Genomic DNA, 19,285 nt, shown 5'->3' on the forward strand with positions numbered 1-19,285 from the left:
CCTGCAAGGCCTCCGGGCCGCGAGTACCCGATGAAAGTGAAGAAAGTCCCCGCCGTCCTCCTGCTGTCCCTGGCGCTGGCGTCGCCGCTGGCGCTGCTGGCGCGTGGCGATGGCGACAACCGCGTCGCGCTGCCGACCGCGCCCACCGCGGATCAGGCCACCACCTCCAAGCTGGTCTACGGCCTGCTGTCCGACAGCCGCTACGCCTACCGCCCGCGCGCGCTGGATGAAACGTTGTCGGCGGACATCTTCAAGCGCTACCTGGAAGCGCTGGACGGCGGCAAGCAGTTCTTCACCGCCGCCGACGTGGCCAAGTTCGCGCCGCTCAAGGCGCAGATGGGCGAGGCGGTCCGCAGCGGCGAACTGGATCCGGCCTACGACGTCTTCACCATCTACCGCCAGCGCGTGCAGCAGCGCGTGGCCTACGCGCGCTCGCTGCTCAAGCAGGACTTCGACTTCAGCGGCGACCAGCGCTGGGAGTACGACCGCAAGGACGCCCCGTGGGCGGCCAGCACCGAGGAACTGGATGCGCTGTGGAAGAAGTCGGTGATGAACGACTGGCTGCGCCTGAAGCTGGCCGGCAAGAAGCCCGAGGACATCCGCAAGACCCTGGACAAGCGCTACGCCAACCTGCAGCGCACCGTCGACGAGTTCAAGAGCGAGGACGTGTTCCAGGCGTTCCTCAACAGCTACACCGGCGCGATCGACCCGCATACCGATTACTTCACCCCGCGCACCGCCGAGAACTTCAACCAGTCGATGTCGCTGTCGCTGGAAGGCATCGGCGCGGTGCTGCAGCGGCAGGACGATCTGGTGGCGATCCGCGAGATCGTGCCCGGCGGCCCGGCGGATCTGAGCGGCAAGCTCAAGGTCGGCGATCGCATCGTCGCGGTCGGCCAGGGCAAGTCCGGCGCGATGACCGACGTGATCGGCTGGCGCATCGACGATGTCGTCGCCCAGATCCGCGGCAAGAAGGACACCCAGGTCCGGATCGAATACATACCGGTCGAATCCGGCATCGACGGCAAGCACGCGCAGGTCACCATCACCCGCCAGAAGGTCAAGCTGGAGGAGCAGGCGGCCAAGGCCGAGACCATCACCCTGCCGGCCGCCAACGGCGAGCCGCAGCGGCGCATCGGCGTGATCAAGCTGCCGGCGTTCTACCAGGACTTCGAGGGGCGTCGCCGCAATCCCAACGACTTCACCTCGGCCACCCGCGACATCGCCAAGCTGCTGGCCCAGTTCAAGACCCAGGACGTCGACGGCGTGGTCATGGACCTGCGCAACAACGGCGGCGGTTCGCTGGACGAGGCCGTCGAGCTGACCGGCCTGTTCATCGACAAGGGCCCGGTGGTGCAGGTGCGCGAGTCCGGCGGTCGCGTCACCGTCAACAGCGATCGCAAGCCGGGCGTGGCCTGGGACGGTCCGCTGGCGGTGCTGATCAACCGCGGTTCGGCTTCGGCTTCGGAGATCTTCGCCGGCGCCATCCAGGACTACGGCCGTGGCCTGGTGATCGGCGAGACCAGCTTCGGCAAGGGTACCGTGCAGAACATGGTGGATCTGGATCGCTGGCCGGCCAACGAGACCGCGCGCTTCGGCCAGGTCAAGCTGACCATCGCACAGTTCTTCCGCGTGGCCGGCGGCAGCACCCAGCACAAGGGCGTGGTGCCGGACATCGCGTTCCCGGTGAGCGTGGACGCCAACGAATACGGCGAGAGCACCTACGACAACGCGCTGCCGTGGACCCGCATCGCCGCGGTGCCGCACACCCAGTACGGCAACTTCGCGCCGCTGCTGCCGAAGCTGGAAGCCCTGCACGCCTCGCGCGTGGCCAAGGACAAGGAATTCCAGTGGAAGCTGGAGGACGTGGCTCAGTTCCGTGCCGAGGCGGCCAAGAAGTACGTCTCGCTCAACGAGGCCGAGCGCCGCGCTGAGCGTGAGAAGCAGGATGCGCAGTTCAAGGCGCGCCAGGCCGAACGCAAGGCGCTGGGACTGGCGCTGGATCCGCTGGCCGACGATCTGGCCGACGACGGCCTGGGCGCGAGCGAGCGCGACATCGTCAAGGATGCGGCCCGCGAGAAGCTGGTCGACAAGCGTCCGGATCCGCTGCTGCGCGAATCGGCGGCGATCCTGGGTGACGCCATCGGCGTGTTGAACCAGGACCGCAAGCTGTCGGCGCAGGTGCTGCCGGAATCGACGGGACCGGGACGCTGGGCGGATTGAAGCCGGACGTGGTTTGTAGAGATGAGAAAAGCGCGGCCTTCGGGTCGCGCTTTTTTTTGGGGTTCTCGCGGCGGGGTGGGGTGTTGGGTTGTTTTCCGGGACGCCGGGGAAGGGGTTTACGGTCGCGACTTACGTCGCTCCTACAAGGATGGGGCGGGAGACTTGAGCCAGATGAAAGGCGGACCGTGAAAGCTTTCAACGGTGGGGTCGCGCCGTGGCCGTCGGGGCTGGCCTAGAATAAGCGTCAATACGCTTGGCGCCTCCCCCATGAACTCCTCCGCTTCCAGCACCGCCGCGCCCGCGCGCGGTGGCGTCGCCGTCGTCGTCGCCCTGGCCCTGGTCTATATCGTCTGGGGCTCCACCTATCTCGGTATCCGCCTGGCCCTGGAAGGCGGCTATCCGCCGCTGTTGATGGCCGGGGGCCGCTTCATCGTCGCCGGCACGCTGATGTACGCGGTGCTGCGCTGGCGCGGTTATGCCGCGCCGACCCGCGCGCAATGGAAGAACGTGGCCTTCATGGCGCTGGCGCTGCTGCTGTTCGGCAACGGCTTCGTGTGCGTGGCCGAGCAGACCGTGTCCTCCGGTCTGGCCGCGGTCGCGGTGGCCTCGATGCCGCTGTGGATGGGCCTGTTCGGCGCCATGCGCGGACAGCATCCCAGCCGCGCCGAATGGGCGGGCATCGTGATCGGTTTCCTGGGCGTGGTCTGGCTCAACTCCGGCAGCGCGCTGACCGCCAGTCCCAAGGGCCTGATCATGCTGCTGATCGCGCCGATCGCCTGGGCCTACGGTTCGGTGTGGAGCCGCGGCCGCGATCTGCCATCGCCGTTCATGTCCGCGGCCGCGCAGATGGTGTGCGGCGGCGTGATCATGCTGGTGGTGGGCGCGGCGATCGGCGAGCGCTTCACCCAGTGGCCGACGTTGCAGGGCACGCTGGCGGTGGGCTACCTGGCGCTGTTCGGTTCCATCGTCGCCTTCAGCGCCTATGTCTGGCTGCTGCACAACGTGCGTCCGGCGGTGGCCGGCAGCTACGCCTACATCAACCCGGTGATCGCGGTGGCGCTGGGCGCGTGGATCGCCCACGAGAGTTTCAGCGCCCATGACCTGGGCGCGATGGCGTTGATCCTGCTGGGCGTGGTGGTGATCACCCTGGCGAAGGCGAAGCGCTCGTGAGCCAGCACGGTATCGATCGCAAGGGGCTGGTCATCACCAGCCTGACCTTCGTCCTGTGGGGCGTGGTACCGCTGTACTGGCACCTGCTCAAGGTGGTGCCCTCGTTCCAGATCATCGCCCACCGGATTGTCTGGAGCGCGTTGCTGGTGATCGGCTGGCTGGTGCTGAAGAACGGCCTGGGCTGGCTGCGCGCGATTCGCGCCCAGCCGCGTGCGTTGGCCGCGCTGGGACTGAGCAGCCTGCTGATCGCGTTCAACTGGGGCCTGTACATCTGGGCGGTCAACGCCGGCCACGTGGTCGAGACCAGCCTGGGTTACTTCATCAACCCGCTGCTCAACGTGCTGCTGGGCGTGCTGGTGCTGCGCGAGCGGCTGAGCCGCCTGCAATGGGTCGCGGTGGGCTTCGCGCTGATCGGCGTGGCCTGGTTGACCTGGCAGGCCGGTTCGCCGCCGTGGATCGCGCTGGGACTGGCGCTGTCGTTCGGCATGTACGGGCTGGTGCGCAAGCTGGTGGCGGTCGACGCGGTGGCCGGGCTGGGCGTGGAAAGCCTGTACCTGTTCCTGCCGGCGCTGGCGTTCGTGGCCTGGGGCGAGAACGGCCACGGTGGCGGCTTCCTGCAGGGCTGGGGCTGGCAGATCGATCTGCTGTTGATCTTCGGCGGCGTGGTCACCGCCATTCCGCTGATCGGCTTCGCCTACGGCGTGCGCCGGATTCCGCTGACGGTGGTGGGGCTGCTGCAGTACATCGCGCCGAGCATCCAGTTCCTGATCGGCGTGTTCGTGTTCCGCGAGCCGTTCGGCGCGGCGCAGGCGCTGGGCTTTGCCGCGATCTGGACCGGCCTGCTGATTTTCGCCGGCGACGGGCTGTGGCGTTCGCGCCAGCGGCCGCCGGTGGCGGTCACGGTCACCGAGTAGCGCGCTCGGAGTGATGCGCCGCGCTCAGGCGCGGCCCGGTGCCAGCGGTTGCGGGCAGGCCGGCGTCGCCGTTGGCGTGCGCTCGAACCAGTCGATCACCGTCGGCGCCAGCCGATCCAGCCGCATCGGCAGGCTCAGGTGATCCTCGCCGGGAATTTCCAGGTAGCGGGCGCGCTTGGACGCCGTCGCGAGCAGGCGGCCATGCGCGACCGGAATGTGCCGGTCGGCGTCGCCATGGATCAGCAGCACGCAGGCCGGCGCCTGCGCCAGTGCCGCGCCAACGTCCACCTTGTCCAGATCCAGGCCGAGCTTGCGGTCGGCCTGGGCGATGGCGACGTTCAGGCTGTCGCCGCTGTAGCGCCAGCGCGCCAGCGGCAGGGCCAGGCGATCGCGCCAGTTCGACGCCGGGCGGGTGAGCATGTGCGGCACCATGTCGCGGATCGCGCTGCCGGCGTTGTCGAAGGATTCCATCGCCACCACGCCGCCGGCCTGCACGCCGAGATCGCGCGCGGTGAAGATGGCGGTGGCCGCGCCGTAGGACACGCCCATCACGTGCAGCGGACCGGTGACCTCGCCGCGCTCGCGCAGCGCGCGCAGCATCGCCACGACGTCTTCGCCCTCGCGGGTGCCGTAGCCGGACGGCGCGACGCCGGAACGGCCGTGGTTGCGCAGGTCCACGCTGATGGTGCGGTAGCCGGCCTGGGCCAGTTCCAGCGCCCACGGCAGCAGCGAGCCGCCGTCCATCATCCAGCCGTGCAGCAGCACGACGGTGCCGCGCGGCTTCTGCGCGGACGGCGTGGCCGCCGCGTCGAAGTCGAGCTGGAAATCCATGCGGTTGGCGGCGGTGCCGCCGGCATAGCGGTAGCGCAGGCCGTAGTCGCCCGGATCCAGCGCGCGCCAGTACAGCGGCACGCCATTCACCGGCACGAAGCCCTCGCGATGCGGCAGGCGCGCGAACATCGCCTCGATGCGATCGCGGGGCAGCAGCGGCGACACGCCGCCGGGCGCGGCCAGGCGTTCGCTCAGCGACAGGGCGGGCAGATGGGCAGTGGTGAAGCCGACCAGCGACAGGCAGACGCAGGCCAGCGCGATCAGGCGCAGCAGCATGGCGATCATCGGGGGGAGGGACAGCGGTCGCGCACCTTACCGGCGCGGGAGCCGTCGCCGCTATCGCAGAACGATGACAGAAAGATGACGGTTAAGCCGGGATTTGCCTGGCGGGTGGGCGGTTGGCGCGGAAAGGGAGCACCGCGCCGCGAGAGCGCGGCGGGTGGATGGGTGCGAAGGAGCCGCCGAGCGAGCTCGGCTCTACGGGGAGGGGCAGGGGGCGCCGGCGTCGGCCCAGGTCTTGAAGGCGGCGACGAACTTGTCGTGCGGGACTGGCACCGGGGCACGGTTGCCGCCGGGGTTCCAGCCCCACAGCACCAGCTTGTCCTCGGCGACGTGCTTGATCAGCGCGGGCATGTCGCGATCGCCATTGAGTTTGCGGTCCTGGATCATCGCGCACAGCTCGTGGGCCGGCAGGCCGATCCAGGCCATTTTGTGATCCGGCGGCGGCAGTTGCCAGTGCGGTGCACCCGGCGGCGCGTGCGCGCTGTAGCCGGCCGGCGGATTGGCTTCGCCGTGGCAGGTGGAGCAGGGCTGGCCGGGCGCGCCCTTGCCTTCGGGACCGCGCACCACGTTCATCATGTGCGGGGTCTGGCTGTCGAACTGCAAAGGCTGATCGCCGGGAATGTGGCAGTTGCTGCAACGTGGATGCTGGAACACCTGCTCGACGGTGGCGAAGGCTTGCAGTGCCTGCGCCTTCTGTTCGGCGCTGATGCGCGGGCCGCAGGCGGCCAGCAGCAACGACAGCAAGGCGATGAAGAAGAGGGCGGCGGCGCGCATCGTCGGATCCTCAGGCGGGCTTGGCCGCGGGGGCCAGGGTGAAGGGAAGATCACGCAGGCGCTGGCCGGTGAGCGCGAACACCGCGTTGGCCACCGCCGGCGCGATCGGCGGCGTACCGGGTTCGCCCACGCCGCCCATCTTGTCCGTGCTCGGCACGATATGCACTTCCACCACCGGCATCTCGGGCAGACGCAGCACCGGATAGTCGTGGTAGTTGGATTGCTCCACCTCGCCATTCTTGAAGGTGATGCGCCCGTGCAGCGCGGCGCCCAGGCCGAACGCCAGCCCGCTTTCCAGCTGCGCCTTGACGTTGTCCGGATTCACCGCCAGGCCGCAGTCGATCGCGCAGACCACGCGATGGACCTTGATCACGCCGTTGTCGACCGAGACCTCAGCCGCGTGCGCGACATAGCTGCCGAACGATTCGTGCACCGCGATGCCGTGGCCGCGTCCCTTCGCCGCCGGCTTGCTCCAGCCGAATTTCTCCGCCGCCAGGTTCAGCGCGGCCAGGTGGCGCGGATGATCCTTGAGCAGGCGCCGGCGGTATTCCAGCGGATCCTGCCCCGCCGCGTGCGCCAGTTCATCGACCAGGCTTTCCATCACGAAGCCGTTGTAGCTGTGCCCCACGGAGCGCCACCACAGCACCGGTATGCCGGTCTTGGGCGAATGCAGATCCACCCGGTGCGCGGGCGTGCCCAGCACGTACGGCGAATCGGCCACGCCTTCCACCGAGGTCGCGTCGATGCCGTTCTTCACCGTGAACGGCTCGAACGGCGTGCCGGCGGTGATCGACTGGCCGACCATCACCTGCTGCCAGGCCACCGGCGTGCCGTCCGCGGCCAGCCCCACCTTGGCGCGCTGCACGTAGGCCGGGCGGTAGTAGCCGCCACGCACGTCGTCCTCGCGCGGCCACACCGTCTTGACCGGCGCCTTGGCGGCCTTGGCCACTTCCACCGCCTCGGACACGAAGTCCGACACCGGCGTCGCGCGCCGGCCGAAGCCGCCGCCGAGGAAGGTGGTGTGGATGCGGATCTGTTCCGGCTTCAGCCCGGTGATGCGCGCGGCGACCTGCTGGTCGACGGTCTGGAACTGGGTGCCGGTCCAGATGTCGCAACCTTCGGGGTCGATCTTCACCGTGCAGTTGAGCGGTTCCATCGGTGCGTGCGCCAGGTAGGGCACGCTGTACTCGACTTCCACCACCTTGGCCGCCTGCGCCATCGCCGCGGCCGCATCGCCGGCCTGCACCGCCACCGCACCGGCCGTGCGCGCCTGCGTGGCGAACTGTTCGCGCAGCCGCGCGCTGTCCAGATCCGCGTGCGGGCCGCGATCCCATTCCACCTTCAGCGCGTTGCGGCCCTGCAAGGCGGCCCAGTAGTGATCGGCGATCACCGCCACGCCGCTGGGCACCTGCACCACGTTGCGCACCCCGGGCACCGCCTTGGCGGCGGTGGCGTCGAACGATTTCACCGTGCCGCCGAACACCGGCGCGCGCGCGACCACCGCGGTGAGCAGGCCGTCGAACTGCACGTCCATGCCGAAGATCGCGCGACCGGTGATCTTCTCCGGCGTGTCCAGGCGCTTGGCGCCCTTGCCGATCAGCTTCCAGTCCTTGGGATCCTTGAGGGTGAGCGTCTTCGGATCCGGCGCCTTCAGCTGCCCGGCCGCGTCGGCCAGTTCGCCGTAGCGCAGGCGCTGGTCGCCATGCACCACCACACCGTTCCCGGTTTTCAGTTCGGCCACCGGCACGCCCAGTCGCGTGGCCGCGGCCTGCAGCAGCAATGCGCGCGCGGTGGCGCCGGCCATCCGGTAGCGATCGAATTCGGACCAGGTGCTGGTCGAGCCGCCGGTCATCTGCATGCCGAAGGCGGTATGCGCGTAGGCCGGTGCGGCGGGTGCGTGCTCGACCTTCATCTTCGTCCAGTCCGCATCCAGCTCCTCGGCGATCAGCATCGGCAGCGTGGTCCAGATGCCCTGGCCCATTTCCGAGTGCGACAGCAGCACGGTGATGCTGTCGTCGGCGGCGATGCGCAGGAAGGCGTTGGGCGCGAACGGTGCGACCGTGGCCGGCGCGGCGGCGGCGTTCTGCGCCAGCGCGAAGCGGCCGGCGGCCGGCACGATGAAGCCGATGACCAGGCCGCCGCCGAGGACGGCGCCGGCCTTGAGGAACTGGCGGCGGGAAGAGGAAGCGACGGAATCCGCAGGCTTGGCGTCCACGAACATTCTCCGAACGGATGCCGGGCCCTTGTGGTCCGGCGCGGGGGGAAGAGAAATCAGGCCTTGCCCAACTGCGCGGCGCGGTGCACCGCCGCGCGGATGCGCGGGTAGGTGCCGCAGCGGCAGAGATTGCCCGCCAGCGCCTGGTCGATGTCCTGATCACTGGGGCTGGGCACCACCGCCAGCAGCGCGGCGGCGGTCATGATCTGGCCGGACTGGCAGTAGCCGCACTGCACCACGTCCAGTTCGGCCCACGCCTGCTGCACCGGATGGCGTCCGTCGGAGGACAGGCCTTCGATGGTGGTGATCTTCTTGCCGGCCACCGCGGAGACCGGGGTGACGCAGGCGCGCAAGGGGACGCCGTCGATGTGCACGGTGCAGGCGCCGCACTGGGCGATGCCGCAACCGAACTTGGTGCCGGTGAGTTTCATCAGGTCCCGCAGGACCCAGAGCAGCGGCATGTCGGGCGGCGCCGCGACCTCGTGCTCGGAACCATTCACGTGCAGTTTCATGCTCGATCCCTGGCGTCGGCTGGGGAGTTGGCACATTACGCCCGCGGATGCGACATTGCCAAGACATCCGGCGACTTTTTTCGGAGGCCCATGTCCAGCCAGCGCAAGGTGTTGGAAGCCGCCCTGCGGGCCGTGGCGACCGGCGATGCCGGCGCGGGCCTGGCGGTGGTGGTGGACACCGAGGGATCGACCTACGTGCATGCCGGGGCGATGGCCCTGTTCAGTGCGCGCGACGGCCAGACCGGTTGGTTGAGCGGCGGCTGCCTGGAGCCGGACATCCAGCGCCGCGCGCTGGCCGCGGCCGACGCGGGCGCGCTGGACTGGATGGACATCGACACCCGCGACGACGAGGACCTGCTGTCCGGATCCGCGGTCGGCTGCCGCGGACGCCTGCACCTGGCGCTGCTGCCGCTGGCCCGGCTGGCAGGCTTGGCGGCGTTGCTGGAAGACTGGCAGCGGGGCGGTGAAACGCTGCACTGGTCCTTCGATGCCGGCGGCGAAGTGCGTGCCGGCATCGGCGCGCGCCAGGCGCACTGGAGATTGCCGGTGACCGCTGGCGCCGAGACGCCGCAACGGCCGGCCTACGGGTTGGCGATCCGGCCCGCGCCGAAGGTGCTGATCTGCGGTGCCGGCCCGGAGACGCCGCTGCTGGTGCCCTGGCTGCGCGAACTGGGCTGGCGGGTGACCCTGGCCGAACGCCGCCCGCGCTGGCAGCCGCACGCCGCGCTGGCGGATCTGGCCTGGGACGTGTCGCCCACCGACGCGGCCGCGCGTGCCGACGGCCATGCTGCCGCGCTGGTGATGCACCACCACTTCGAACTGGATCGCGAGGCGCTGGCGGCGCTGGCCGAAACCGAGCTGCCCTTCATCGGCCTGCTCGGACCGGGGCGCCGCCGCGACGATCTGTTCAAGGTGCTGCCGGCGCCGACCCGCGAACGCCTGCGCCATCGCCTGCGCTCGCCGATCGGCCTGCGCCTGGGCGGGCAGGGACCGGAGGCGATCGCGCTCAGCATCGCCGCGCAGTTGCAGGCGGTGCTGGCCGGCGAGCCGGCATGACCTCGGCGCACGACGCGGTGGTGCTGGCGGCCGGCGGCAGCCGCCGGCTCGGCCAGCCCAAGCAATTGCTCACCCGCGAAGGCGAGACGCTGGTCCGTCGTGGTGTCAGGCTGGCGATGGAAACCGCGCCGCGCCGGCTGCTTGTAATCGTCGGCGGGCATGCGGAAGCGGTGAGCGCGGCGGTGCGCGATCTGCCGGCGGACATCCTGTTCAATCCCGAATGGGAAGAAGGACTGGCGAGCAGCCTGCGTCTGGCCGCGGCGACGCTGGCGTCCACACGCGCGGATTCGTCATCCGCCTGCCTGCTGCTGGCCTGCGATCAGCCGGCGCTGGAAGCGGCGCACCTGGCCGCGTTGCGCGAAGGCTTCATCGTCCGTGGCTGCGCGGCGACCCGCCACGGCGAGGGCCGCGGCGTCCCGGCATGGGTGCCGGCGGAACTGTTGGCGCAGGCAAGCTCACTGCGAGGCGATCGCGGCCTGCGCGGACTGCTTGCGGCGCGTGCAGACGAGCACATCGCCCTGCTCGACGCCCCGGAACTGGCCCGCGACATCGACACGCCCGACGATCTGCGCGAAGCGCGTCGACGTGGCTGGATCGATCCGGTTCCGGACGCGATGCCGGATCCTTCCCCCTGAAACGAAAACGGCCGGCAGGCGCCGGCCGTTTTCCTGTTCACGCCGATGCGATCACAACGCGCGCAACGCGGTGGTGATCGGCAGGCGCGCCGCGCGCAGCGCCGGGAACAGGCCGCCGACCAGGCCGATGCCGAGCGCCCACTTCAGGCCGTTCCACAACAACTCGGGCGTGACCTTGAACTGGAACACCACCTGGCTGAAGTTGCTGCCCAGAGTCGAGACGCTGTAGCCGTTGAAGATGGCCCAGGCGATCACGCCGCCGAGTACGCCGCCCAGCAGTGCCAGCAGCATCGTCTCCAGCATCACCGCGGTGACCACCGGCAGGCCGCGGAAACCGATCGCGCGCATGGTGGCGATTTCGCGCGCGCGCCCGGCCACCGCCGAGTACATCGTGTTGAGCGCGCCGAACACCGCGCCGATTGCCATGATGGTGCCGATCACGATGCCCAGCCATTTGATGATCGTGGCCAGCTGCCCGGACTGCTTGCTGTAGTACGCGCGGGTGGTTTCCACGTCCAGTTTCAGGCGCGGATCGCCCTCGACCGCGGCCTTGAACTGGTCGAAGCCGGCCTTGCCGTCGGTCTTGACCGTGATCGACTGGTAGGCGCTGCGGTTGTAGGTGGACGACAGGGTCTGCGCATCGCCCCACAGTTCCGAGTCGTGCGCGTCGCCGGAAGCGAACCGGCCCACCACGGTCCATTCCTGGTTGCCGAGATTGAGCTTGCTGCCGACCTTCAGGCCGCGGAACTGGGTGGCCGCGCCCTGGCCGACCACGATCTCGCGCAGGCCGGCGCCGAACTTGCGGCCCTCGACCAGCTTGATCTTGTCGCGGACCAGCCAGGCCTCCTCGCCCACGCCGCGGAACTGCGCGTTGGCGTCGGTGCCGTCGGCCATGCTGGGCAGGTTGACCACCTGCGACAGTTCGGCCGACATCAGCGGCTTGCCGTTCGGTCCCTTGGCCACGCCGGGCAGGCTGGACAGCAGCGGCGCCTGTTCGCGGGTGATGACCGAATTGGTTTCCGCCTGCGAACCGCCGCGCAGCACGATCGCGGTGGTGTCGTCGCCGGTGCTGTTGAGGGTGGCCTTGAAGCCTTCGCCCATCGCCAGCATGGCGACCAGCACGCCGACCACGCCGGCGATGCCGACCACGATCACCGAGGACGCGCCCCAGCGTTGCGGCAGGCTGCTGATGCCGATGCGCGCGGCGGCCAGCGCCAGCCGGCCGCCGCGGGTCAGCAGCAGCCACAGCGCCAGCAGTACGGCCAGGCCCAGTACCAGGAACCACGGCAGGTTGATCCAGACCACCAGGAAGACGGCCAGGCCGACGACGGAGATGATGTTTGCAATCCAGTTGGGCATGTCGTTCTCCTCAGCGTCCGGCCAGTGCGTCGACGATCTTCAGGCGCTTGGCGCGCAGCGCCGGCAGCAGGCCGACGACGATGCCGATGACCACCATCAGGCCCAGCCCGACCAGCCAGGTCTGGGTGGGAACGTTCGGCAGCGAGATGGCGCCCTGGCTGGCCGCGGTCAGGCCCGGCATGATCACCGCCGCCAGGCCCATGCCGATCAGGCCGCCGAGCACGATCATCAGCACCGACTCGATCATCACCAGGGTCAGCACCGTGCCGTCCTTGAAGCCCAGCGTCTTCAGCACCGCCAGTTCCGGCACCCGCTCGCGCACCGCCTGGGCCATGGTGTTGCCGGTCAACAGCAGCAGGGTGAAGAACACCGCGCCCATGATCGAGGTGACGATCAAGCCGATGTCGGCGAACTGCTTGGCGAAGGCCTGCTGGAACGCCGACTCGGTCTGGCTCTTGGTCTCGTGGTCCGAGTTGGCCGACAGCGCGTCGATGGCGCGCGCCACCTGGTTGGCCTGGTTGGTGTTGGCCAGTTGCACCGTGTACCAGCTGACCTGGCTCTTGATGTAGTCGTTGGATTCGTCGAAGTACTTCCAGTTCATCATCAACTGGTTCTCGGCGCCGACGTTCTTGCGATCCTTCACCCGGAAGATGGCCTTCAGTTCCAGCGGCCAGTCATTGCTGCCGCCGCGCGGGAAGATGGTGGCCTTCAGCGGGATGGTGTCGCCGATCTTCCAGCCGTGCTTCTTGGCCAGCGACTCGCCGACGATGGCGGCGTTGCGGGTGTCCTGGAACGCCTTGAGCTGATCCGGCGGCACCGTGTACTCGGTGTAGACGTCGAAGAAGTTGGGCGCCACCGAGAAGTTGGGGAAGAAATCCTTGGGATCGCGGTAGATGCCGCCGAACCACATGGCGTAGGTGGCCTTGCGCACGCCGGGCACCGATTCGATCTGCGGAAGCAGGTTGATCGGCAGCGACTGGGTGATCGACAGGCGCGAGGCGACCACCAGGCGGTTGGCGCCATCGACGCTGCCGCCGGAGTTGAACGCCACCCGCACCGAATCCAGCAGGCCGAACAGCAGGAAGGCCGCGACCACGGACAACAGGGTCAGCAGCGTCCGCGTCTTGCTGCGGAACAGCTGCGCCCAGACCAGGGACAGATATTTCATCGCCGCCTCCCGTCAGTGGGCCAGCGCAGGGGCGTCGACCAGCTCGCCCTTGTCCAGGTGGATGGTGTGGGTCGCGTACTCGGCCGCCTTCGGATCGTGGGTGACCATGATGATGGTCTTGCCATGCTCGCGGTTGAGCAGGCGCAGCAGGTCCAGGATTTCCTCGGCCGAGTGGCGATCCAGATCGCCGGTCGGTTCGTCGCAGATCAGGAAGGTCGGATCCGAGACGATCGCTCGGGCGATCGCCACGCGCTGCTGCTGGCCGCCGGAGAGCTCGTTGGGACGGTGCGCGCCGCGTTCGGCCAGGCCGACCAGCTGCAGGGCGATTTCCGCGTTGCGCTTGCGCTGGGCGGCGCCGAGCTTGGTCAGCAGCAGCGGCAGCTCCACGTTCTTCTGCGCGGTCAGCATCGGCATCAGGTTGTAGAACTGGAACACGAAGCCGACATGGTGGCTGCGCCAGGTGGAGAGCTGGGCGGCGCTCATGCTATCGATGCGCTGGCCCTCGATCTCGATTTCGCCCGAGGTCGGGGTGTCCAGGCCGCCGATGAGGTTGAGCAGGGTCGTCTTGCCCGAGCCGGACGGTCCCATCAGGGCGACGAAATCGCCCTTGGGAATATCCAGGTTCAGTCCGTGCAGCACCTGCACCTTTTCCGGACCGCGCTGGTAGGTTTTGACGAGGTTGCGAATGGTGACCAGTGAGGACATCGTGTTTTCCCTTCTGTGGTGTTCGGAGGCGCGCGCCGGCGACATGATCGTCGCCCGCGCGCACGGCATTGCGTTGTCTTGCGTTGCAGCCAACCACTTTGGTGCGCGCCCGGGCATGGTTTCCCTGGCGTCCTGCGGGCCGCGCTACCGACGGGTGGCGGCGGTCATGAATCGGCAGCCGGTGGAGCCTGCCGGGCACGCGTCGCAACGTCCGCGACGCGCGCGATGGAACCGGAACCGTTACTGCGCTTCGTCCTCGGCCAGCGTGACCTTGCTGCCGTCCTGCAATTCATCCGGCGGGCTGAGCACCACCGTGTCGCCCGCGCCCAGGCCCGACAGCACCTGGCGATCGTCGCCCATCGGCTGGCCGACCTTCAGCAGGCGCTGTTCGACCGTGTTCTGCTCGGTCAGGGCGAACGCCACCGGCTGGCCGTCGCGCTCGACGATGGCCGCCGACGGGGCGCGCACGCCCTGCGGCTTCTTCTCCTCGGCCGGCTTGGCCGCTTCCAGGAAGCTCACCCGCACGCCCATGTCCGGGACGATGCGCGGATCCTTCTGCTTCAGCGCGATGCGCACCTTGACCGTGGCCTTGCCGCGATCGGCGGTGGGAATGATGGCGATGACCTCGGCCGGAATCTTCCAGTCGGGGTAGGCGTTGAGGGTGGCTTCCACCGGCATCTTCGGCTGCACCCGGCCGATGAAGGCCTCGCCCACGTCCACTTCCACTTCCAGCGAATCCATGTCGACGATGGTGCCGATGCCGGTGCGGGTGAAGCCGCCGCCGGCCGACAGCGGCGACACGATTTCGCCGGGCTGGGCGGCCTTGGCGATCACCACGCCGGAGAACGGCGCGCGTACCACCGTGTTGTCCTTGCCGATGTCGGCGATGCGCAGGCGATCGGCGGCGGCGCGCTGGTTGCGCTGCGAGGTCAGTGCCTCGGCGCGCAGGGCGTCGCGTTCGGCCACGGCCTGGTCGTATTGCGAGCGCGCGACCAGTTGCTGCTGGGTCAGCTGCGACAGCCGGCGCACGTTGGCCTCGGCTTCCTTCAGCCGCGCCTGCACGCCGGTGCTCTGGCTGCGCGCGGCCTGCAACTGGCTTTCGGCCAGCGCGCGCTCGGCGTCGGCGTCGATCGGTTCCAGCCGCGCCAGCACCTGGCCGGCCTCGACCTGCATGCCTTCCTCGATCAGCACTTCCTGGACCTTGCCGGTGACCTTGGCCGACACCGTCGCCATCCGCCGCGCGACCACGTAGCCGGTCGCATCCAGCACCGAGGCCGAAGCGCCGCTGCTGCCGATCGCGATGACCGGCGCGGTCCGCACCGGCACGCCCTTGTCGCGCCCGAACACGAACCAGCCGCCCACCGCCAGCAGCACCAGCACGGCGGCCACGCCCAGTCCAATCCACAGCCCGCGGCGCGACGGCGGTTCCGGCGGCGCGGCCTTGCGATCGATGCGGAGTTCCTTCAACAGGTCGGCGGAAGAGTTCATCGCTTATCCAGACGGGCGAACGCGGAAAGTGTGACCAGCTAGGGTAACCCGGCCCAGTTGCCGGAAGTCACTTGTTGCCGGCCCCGGCGGCTCCGCGCTCGGAGCGGGGAGGGCACAGGATGCCCGGCCAGGGCCGGACGACCAAGTGACAGCTGTCATCCACCACGCATGAAGACCGCCACTGCCGGGTCCGCCGGCGGCGGCCTAGATTGGTCGCATCGCCGACACCTCGGGAGCGCGCCCCACATGGATACGCAGGCATCGCAGTACGAACCGGCCCGGTTGCGCGCCGTGCACAAGCGCTATGGACCGATCACCGCCCTGGACGGACTGGATCTGGCGCTGGCGCCTGGACGCCTGCTGGCGCTGCTGGGTCCCAACGGCGCCGGCAAGAGCACGGCCATCGCGATCCTGCTGGGCCTGCAACCGCCCGATGGCGGCGAGGCCCGCCTGTTCGGCGAGGCACCCGGTGCGATGGCGGTACGCCGGCGCCTCGGGGTGATGCTGCAAAGCGCCGGCATTCCGGACACGCTCAAGGTGCGCGAACTGCTGGATCTGACCCGCAGCTACTATCCGGCCCCGCGCAGCGTCGCCGATTGCGTGGCGATGGCCGGACTGGATGGCCTGCTCGAACGCCGCTACGGCCAGCTATCGGGCGGCCAGCAGCGGCGCGTGCAGTTCGCGCTGGCGATCTGCGGTCGTCCGCAACTGCTGTTCCTGGACGAACCCACCACCGGCCTGGACATCGACGCGCGCCAGATCCTCTGGCAGGCCATCCGCGAACTTGTCGCGGGTGGCTGCGCGGTGCTGCTGACCACGCATTACCTGGAGGAAGCCGAGGCGCTGGCCGATCGCGTCGCCGTGATCGATGGCGGACGCGTGATCGCCGAGGGCAGCGTGGCCGAGGTGCGCGCGCGGGTCGCGCAGCGGCGCATCCGCTGCCTCACCGCGTTGCCGGCCGAGGTCGTGGCCGGCTGGCCGCAGGTGCGCAGCGCCCGGCATGACGGCGAGCGCCTGGAGATCGTCGCCGATCTGGCCGAACCCGTGGTGCGCCGGCTGCTGGCCGAGGACGCCGCGCTGACCGAACTGGAAGTGGCCCGCGCCGGCCTGGCCGAGGCCTTCATCAGCCTCACCCGGCAGGCCCGCGAACAGGAGGCCGCCTGATGGACACCACGATCGCTCCTGCGCGCGCGCCGCTGCGCGCCTACCTGCTGGAAGCCCGCTACGAATTCCTGCGCCTGCTGCGCACGCCTTCGTTCTCCCTGCCGACCCTGCTGTTTCCCGCGTTGTTCTACCTGCTGTTCGGCGTGCTGCTGGGCGCGCGGCAGGGCGGTGACGTGGCGGCGCGCTACTTCCTGGCGACCTATGGCGTGTTCGGGGTGATGGGCGTGGCCCTGTTCGGTTTCGGCGTGAGCGTGGCCCTGGATCGCGAGCGCGGCCTGCTGGCCCTCAAGCGCGCGCTGCCGATGCCGCCGGCGGCCTATCTGCTGGCCAAGACCGCCATGGCGATGATCTTCGCCGCCGTGGTGTCCGTGCTGCTGGCGCTGATCGCCGCGGGCCTGGCCGGGGTTTCGCTGTCGCCGTGGCAATGGGCGGCGCTGTGGCTGGTCAACGTGCTGGGCGTATTGCCGTTCGCCGCGCTCGGCCTGTGGCTGGGCTGTCTGGTCGGTGGCGAGGGCGCGCCGGCGGTGATCAACCTGGTGTATCTGCCGATGGCGTTCCTGTCCGGCCTGTGGTTGCCGCTGAGCATGCTGCCGGCGGTGCTGTCGCAACTGGCGCAGTTGTGGCCGGCGTATCATCTGGCCCAGATCGCACTGCGGGTGGTGGGCAAGGATGCGGGCCAGCCGCTGATCCTGCATCTGGCCGTGCTGGCGCTCGTCACCGTCGTGTTCGGCCTGCTGGCCTGGCGGCGCCTGGCGCGTCCGGCCTGAGGTTCGGTTCCGTCCGGAGAATCCGCGTGTTCATGTACTTCCCGCCCGTATCCGAGAACTCGCTGGCGAACCTGCACGAGCGGCGCAGCGAACTGCGCGGGCGCGGCACCGGGCGCTGGTTCCCGTTGCTGATGCTGATCTGGTCGATCTGGATCTTCGTCACCCCGATGTCCAACCCGGCGTCGTTCCCGAACTGGCTGTGGCCCACCCTGGCCAGCTACGCGGTGTTCCTGCTGCTGTTCCATGGCGCTTACTACCGCGACCGCCGGTACATGCTGTTCAACGCGCTGGGCATGGCGGTGCTGGGCTATGCGCTCACGCCGTTCAATCCCGGTGCGCAGAGCTACATGATCTACGCCTGCGCCTTCATGGCGTTCGCCGGCCCCACCCGTTCCGCGATTGCCTGGATGCTGGTGCTGCTGGCCGCGTATTCGGTGGAATGGATGGCGCTGGGCTGGCCGCTGATCTACCTGGCCAGCACGCTCATGGTCGGGTTCGCGGTGGGCGTGATGAACATCAGCTTCGCGCGCAAGGCGCAGGCCGACGCGGCGCTGATGCTCAGCCACGAAGAGGTGCGCCGGCTGGCCGCGATGGCCGAGCGCGAGCGCATCGGCCGCGACCTGCATGATCTGCTTGGCCACACGTTGTCGTTGGTGGCGCTCAAGTCGGATCTCGCCGGCAAGCTGCTGGATCGGGATCCGGCAGCCGCGCGGCGCGAGATCGACGAGGTCAGCCGGGTCGCCCGCGATGCGTTGGCGCAGGTGCGCAGCGCGGTCACCGGCATCCGCGCGGCGGGCCTGGCCGCCGAACTGGCCTCGGCACGGCTGCTGCTGGAATCCGACGGCGTGACGCTGACCTGTCCGGCCGGGATTCCGCCGCTGTCGCCGGAACAGGAAACCGTGCTCGCGCTGACCGTGCGCGAGGCGGTGACCAACCTGCAACGGCACGCCCGCGCCAGCGCCGCGCGGGTGGAGCTGGAAGTGGCAGACGGACGCTTGCGGCTACGCATCGAGGACAACGGACGCGGCGGCGCCATCGTGCCCGGCAACGGGCTGAGCGGCATGCGCGAGCGGCTGGAAGCACTTGGCGGCAGCCTGCGCGTCGATGCACGCCCCGGCCGCGGCACCGTGCTGGAAGCCAGTCTGCCGGCAGGCCCGCTGGCGCCACAGGCCTCCGGCGCGGCATCCTTGCTGCCCGCGCAGACCTGAGGACGCCCCATGCCGCACGCCCCGCATCCGGCGCAATCCCCGCGCGCATGATCCGGGTGTTGCTGGCCGAGGATCAGGCGATGGTGCGCGGCGCGTTGACCGCGTTGCTCAACCTGGAAGCGGACATCGAAGTCGTCGGCACCGCCGCCGACGGTGAATCGGCGTGGCGCGAATTGCAGCGGCTGCGTCCGGACCTGCTGGTCACCGACATCGAAATGCCCGGCCTGACCGGGTTGGAACTGGCCCAGCGCATCCATCGCCACGAATGGCCCACCCGGGTGGTGATCGTCACCACCTTCGCCCGCGCCGGCTATCTGCGCCGCGCGCTGGACGCGGGCGTGTCGGGTTATCTGCTCAAGGACGCGCCGGCCGACCAGCTGGCCGCCGCGTTGCGCAAGGTCAACGCCGGCGGCCGCGCGATCGATCCGCAGCTGGCGCTGGAGGCCTGGAACGAAGCCGACCCGCTCAACGATCGCGAGCGCCAGGTGCTGCGGCTGGCCGGCGAGGGCCTGTCGGCCGGCGACATCGCGCGCCAGCTCAATCTTTCGCAGGGCACCGTGCGCAACTACCTGTCCGAGGCCATTGGCAAGCTCGGCGTGAGCAACCGCATCGAGGCCTATCGGCTGGCGCGCCAGCGCGGCCTGCTGTAGTCGCCGCTGTAATCGCGGCTTCCACATTCGTCAGCGTACGTTCTCACGCGCCGACAACCCGCCGTCAGCGGGCGCGGCGAAACCTCGCAAAGCGCAACGGAAGCCGCCCGCGCGCTTTCGATGCGGTCCGCGTGACGCGCGTCATGATGTGTCGTTGGTTCCAT

17 protein-coding genes are annotated in these 19,285 nt (G+C 69.4%); 9 read left to right on the top strand and 8 right to left on the bottom strand.

Features of this window, described 5'->3' with window-relative positions; translation table 11 throughout:
- Positions 1–30: 30 nt before the first annotated feature.
- The 3 genes from IB228_RS16090 to rarD all read left to right on the top strand — a co-directional run bounded on the left by IB228_RS16090 (position 31) and on the right by rarD (position 4,307).
- On the top strand, positions 31–2,223 hold the full coding sequence (locus IB228_RS16090) for a carboxy terminal-processing peptidase (RefSeq protein ID WP_192199175.1): 2,193 nt from the start codon (positions 31–33) through the stop codon (positions 2,221–2,223).
- A gap of 267 nt (positions 2,224–2,490) precedes the next feature.
- Entirely contained in the window at positions 2,491–3,393 is a 903-nt protein-coding gene (gene yedA / locus IB228_RS16095; protein ID WP_192199176.1) for a drug/metabolite exporter YedA, read from the top strand.
- Positions 3,390–4,307 (top strand): EamA family transporter RarD, encoded by a 918-nt coding sequence (gene rarD / locus IB228_RS16100; RefSeq protein WP_192199177.1) that lies wholly within the window; start codon positions 3,390–3,392, stop codon positions 4,305–4,307. Before yedA ends, rarD begins: the two co-directional genes overlap by 4 nt.
- Before the next feature lie 24 nt (positions 4,308–4,331).
- Here rarD and IB228_RS16105 read toward each other — a convergent pair whose 3' ends face one another.
- The 4 genes from IB228_RS16105 to IB228_RS16120 form a co-directional block, all read right to left on the bottom strand.
- Entirely contained in the window at positions 4,332–5,411 is a 1,080-nt protein-coding gene (locus tag IB228_RS16105; RefSeq protein WP_192199233.1) for an alpha/beta fold hydrolase, read from the bottom strand.
- A 204-nt stretch (positions 5,412–5,615) separates the two neighbouring features.
- Positions 5,616–6,194, bottom strand: coding sequence for a hypothetical protein (locus tag IB228_RS16110; protein WP_203323431.1), 579 nt, complete (start codon positions 6,192–6,194; stop codon positions 5,616–5,618).
- Between the two features lie 10 nt (positions 6,195–6,204).
- A complete protein-coding gene (locus IB228_RS16115; protein WP_343227097.1) occupies positions 6,205–8,409 on the bottom strand; it encodes a xanthine dehydrogenase family protein molybdopterin-binding subunit in 2,205 nt (734 codons plus the stop codon).
- 56 nt (positions 8,410–8,465) lie between these two features.
- Positions 8,466–8,921, bottom strand: coding sequence for a (2Fe-2S)-binding protein (locus IB228_RS16120; protein ID WP_192199179.1), 456 nt, complete (start codon positions 8,919–8,921; stop codon positions 8,466–8,468).
- A gap of 90 nt (positions 8,922–9,011) precedes the next feature.
- On the opposite strand from IB228_RS16120, the gene IB228_RS16125 reads away from it, so the two are divergent.
- Positions 9,012–9,977 carry an XdhC/CoxI family protein gene (locus IB228_RS16125; RefSeq protein ID WP_192199180.1) on the top strand — a complete coding sequence of 322 codons (966 nt, stop codon included), beginning with the start codon at positions 9,012–9,014 and terminating at the stop codon, positions 9,975–9,977.
- Positions 9,974–10,612 (top strand): nucleotidyltransferase family protein, encoded by a 639-nt coding sequence (locus tag IB228_RS16130; RefSeq protein WP_192199181.1) that lies wholly within the window; start codon positions 9,974–9,976, stop codon positions 10,610–10,612. The genes IB228_RS16125 and IB228_RS16130 overlap by 4 nt, the downstream gene beginning before the upstream one ends.
- Positions 10,613–10,663: 51 nt before the next feature.
- On the opposite strand, the gene IB228_RS16135 is transcribed toward IB228_RS16130, so the two are convergent.
- The 4 genes from IB228_RS16135 to IB228_RS16150 form a co-directional block, all read right to left on the bottom strand.
- Positions 10,664–11,971 (bottom strand): ABC transporter permease, encoded by a 1,308-nt coding sequence (locus IB228_RS16135; RefSeq protein WP_141454165.1) that lies wholly within the window; start codon positions 11,969–11,971, stop codon positions 10,664–10,666.
- A gap of 10 nt (positions 11,972–11,981) precedes the next feature.
- Entirely contained in the window at positions 11,982–13,139 is a 1,158-nt protein-coding gene (locus tag IB228_RS16140) for an ABC transporter permease (RefSeq protein WP_192199182.1), read from the bottom strand.
- 12 nt (positions 13,140–13,151) lie between these two features.
- The gene (locus IB228_RS16145) at positions 13,152–13,844 is read right to left on the bottom strand and encodes an ABC transporter ATP-binding protein (RefSeq protein ID WP_183644939.1); all 693 of its coding nucleotides are present in this window, start codon (positions 13,842–13,844) and stop codon (positions 13,152–13,154) included.
- A gap of 240 nt (positions 13,845–14,084) precedes the next feature.
- The gene (locus IB228_RS16150) at positions 14,085–15,332 is read right to left on the bottom strand and encodes an efflux RND transporter periplasmic adaptor subunit (protein WP_183644942.1); all 1,248 of its coding nucleotides are present in this window, start codon (positions 15,330–15,332) and stop codon (positions 14,085–14,087) included.
- Between the two features lie 246 nt (positions 15,333–15,578).
- On the opposite strand from IB228_RS16150, the gene IB228_RS16155 reads away from it, so the two are divergent.
- From IB228_RS16155 to IB228_RS16170, 4 genes are read left to right on the top strand one after another with little or no spacing between them, the layout of a single operon-like run.
- On the top strand, positions 15,579–16,496 hold the full coding sequence (locus IB228_RS16155) for an ABC transporter ATP-binding protein (protein ID WP_192199183.1): 918 nt from the start codon (positions 15,579–15,581) through the stop codon (positions 16,494–16,496).
- Positions 16,496–17,263, top strand: a complete 768-nt coding sequence (locus tag IB228_RS16160; protein ID WP_183644948.1) for an ABC transporter permease — start codon at positions 16,496–16,498, stop codon at positions 17,261–17,263. Before IB228_RS16155 ends, IB228_RS16160 begins: the two co-directional genes overlap by 1 nt.
- 32 nt (positions 17,264–17,295) lie before the next feature.
- Entirely contained in the window at positions 17,296–18,471 is a 1,176-nt protein-coding gene (locus IB228_RS16165; protein WP_192199184.1) for a sensor histidine kinase, read from the top strand.
- A gap of 47 nt (positions 18,472–18,518) precedes the next feature.
- The gene (locus IB228_RS16170) at positions 18,519–19,121 is read left to right on the top strand and encodes a response regulator transcription factor (protein WP_192199185.1); all 603 of its coding nucleotides are present in this window, start codon (positions 18,519–18,521) and stop codon (positions 19,119–19,121) included.
- The last annotated feature ends 164 nt before the right edge of the window (positions 19,122–19,285 follow it).

The organism is Pseudoxanthomonas sp. PXM04, from assembly GCF_014851695.1.
GTDB classification, from domain to species: domain Bacteria; phylum Pseudomonadota; class Gammaproteobacteria; order Xanthomonadales; family Xanthomonadaceae; genus Pseudoxanthomonas_A; species Pseudoxanthomonas_A beigongshangi.

Coding starts and splice junctions, on each gene's coding strand:
- IB228_RS16090 (WP_192199175.1), top strand. CDS start 31: ATGAAAGTGAAGAAAGTCCCCGCCGTCCTCCTGCTGTCCCTGGCGCTG.
- yedA (WP_192199176.1), top strand. CDS start 2,491: ATGAACTCCTCCGCTTCCAGCACCGCCGCGCCCGCGCGCGGTGGCGTC.
- IB228_RS16110 (WP_203323431.1), bottom strand. CDS start 6,194: ATGCGCGCCGCCGCCCTCTTCTTCATCGCCTTGCTGTCGTTGCTGCTG.
- IB228_RS16120 (WP_192199179.1), bottom strand. CDS start 8,921: ATGAAACTGCACGTGAATGGTTCCGAGCACGAGGTCGCGGCGCCGCCC.
- IB228_RS16125 (WP_192199180.1), top strand. CDS start 9,012: ATGTCCAGCCAGCGCAAGGTGTTGGAAGCCGCCCTGCGGGCCGTGGCG.
- IB228_RS16130 (WP_192199181.1), top strand. CDS start 9,974: ATGACCTCGGCGCACGACGCGGTGGTGCTGGCGGCCGGCGGCAGCCGC.
- IB228_RS16135 (WP_141454165.1), bottom strand. CDS start 11,971: ATGCCCAACTGGATTGCAAACATCATCTCCGTCGTCGGCCTGGCCGTC.
- IB228_RS16140 (WP_192199182.1), bottom strand. CDS start 13,139: ATGAAATATCTGTCCCTGGTCTGGGCGCAGCTGTTCCGCAGCAAGACG.
- IB228_RS16145 (WP_183644939.1), bottom strand. CDS start 13,844: ATGTCCTCACTGGTCACCATTCGCAACCTCGTCAAAACCTACCAGCGC.
- IB228_RS16150 (WP_183644942.1), bottom strand. CDS start 15,332: ATGAACTCTTCCGCCGACCTGTTGAAGGAACTCCGCATCGATCGCAAG.
- IB228_RS16155 (WP_192199183.1), top strand. CDS start 15,579: ATGGATACGCAGGCATCGCAGTACGAACCGGCCCGGTTGCGCGCCGTG.
- IB228_RS16160 (WP_183644948.1), top strand. CDS start 16,496: ATGGACACCACGATCGCTCCTGCGCGCGCGCCGCTGCGCGCCTACCTG.
- IB228_RS16165 (WP_192199184.1), top strand. CDS start 17,296: ATGTACTTCCCGCCCGTATCCGAGAACTCGCTGGCGAACCTGCACGAG.
- IB228_RS16170 (WP_192199185.1), top strand. CDS start 18,519: ATGATCCGGGTGTTGCTGGCCGAGGATCAGGCGATGGTGCGCGGCGCG.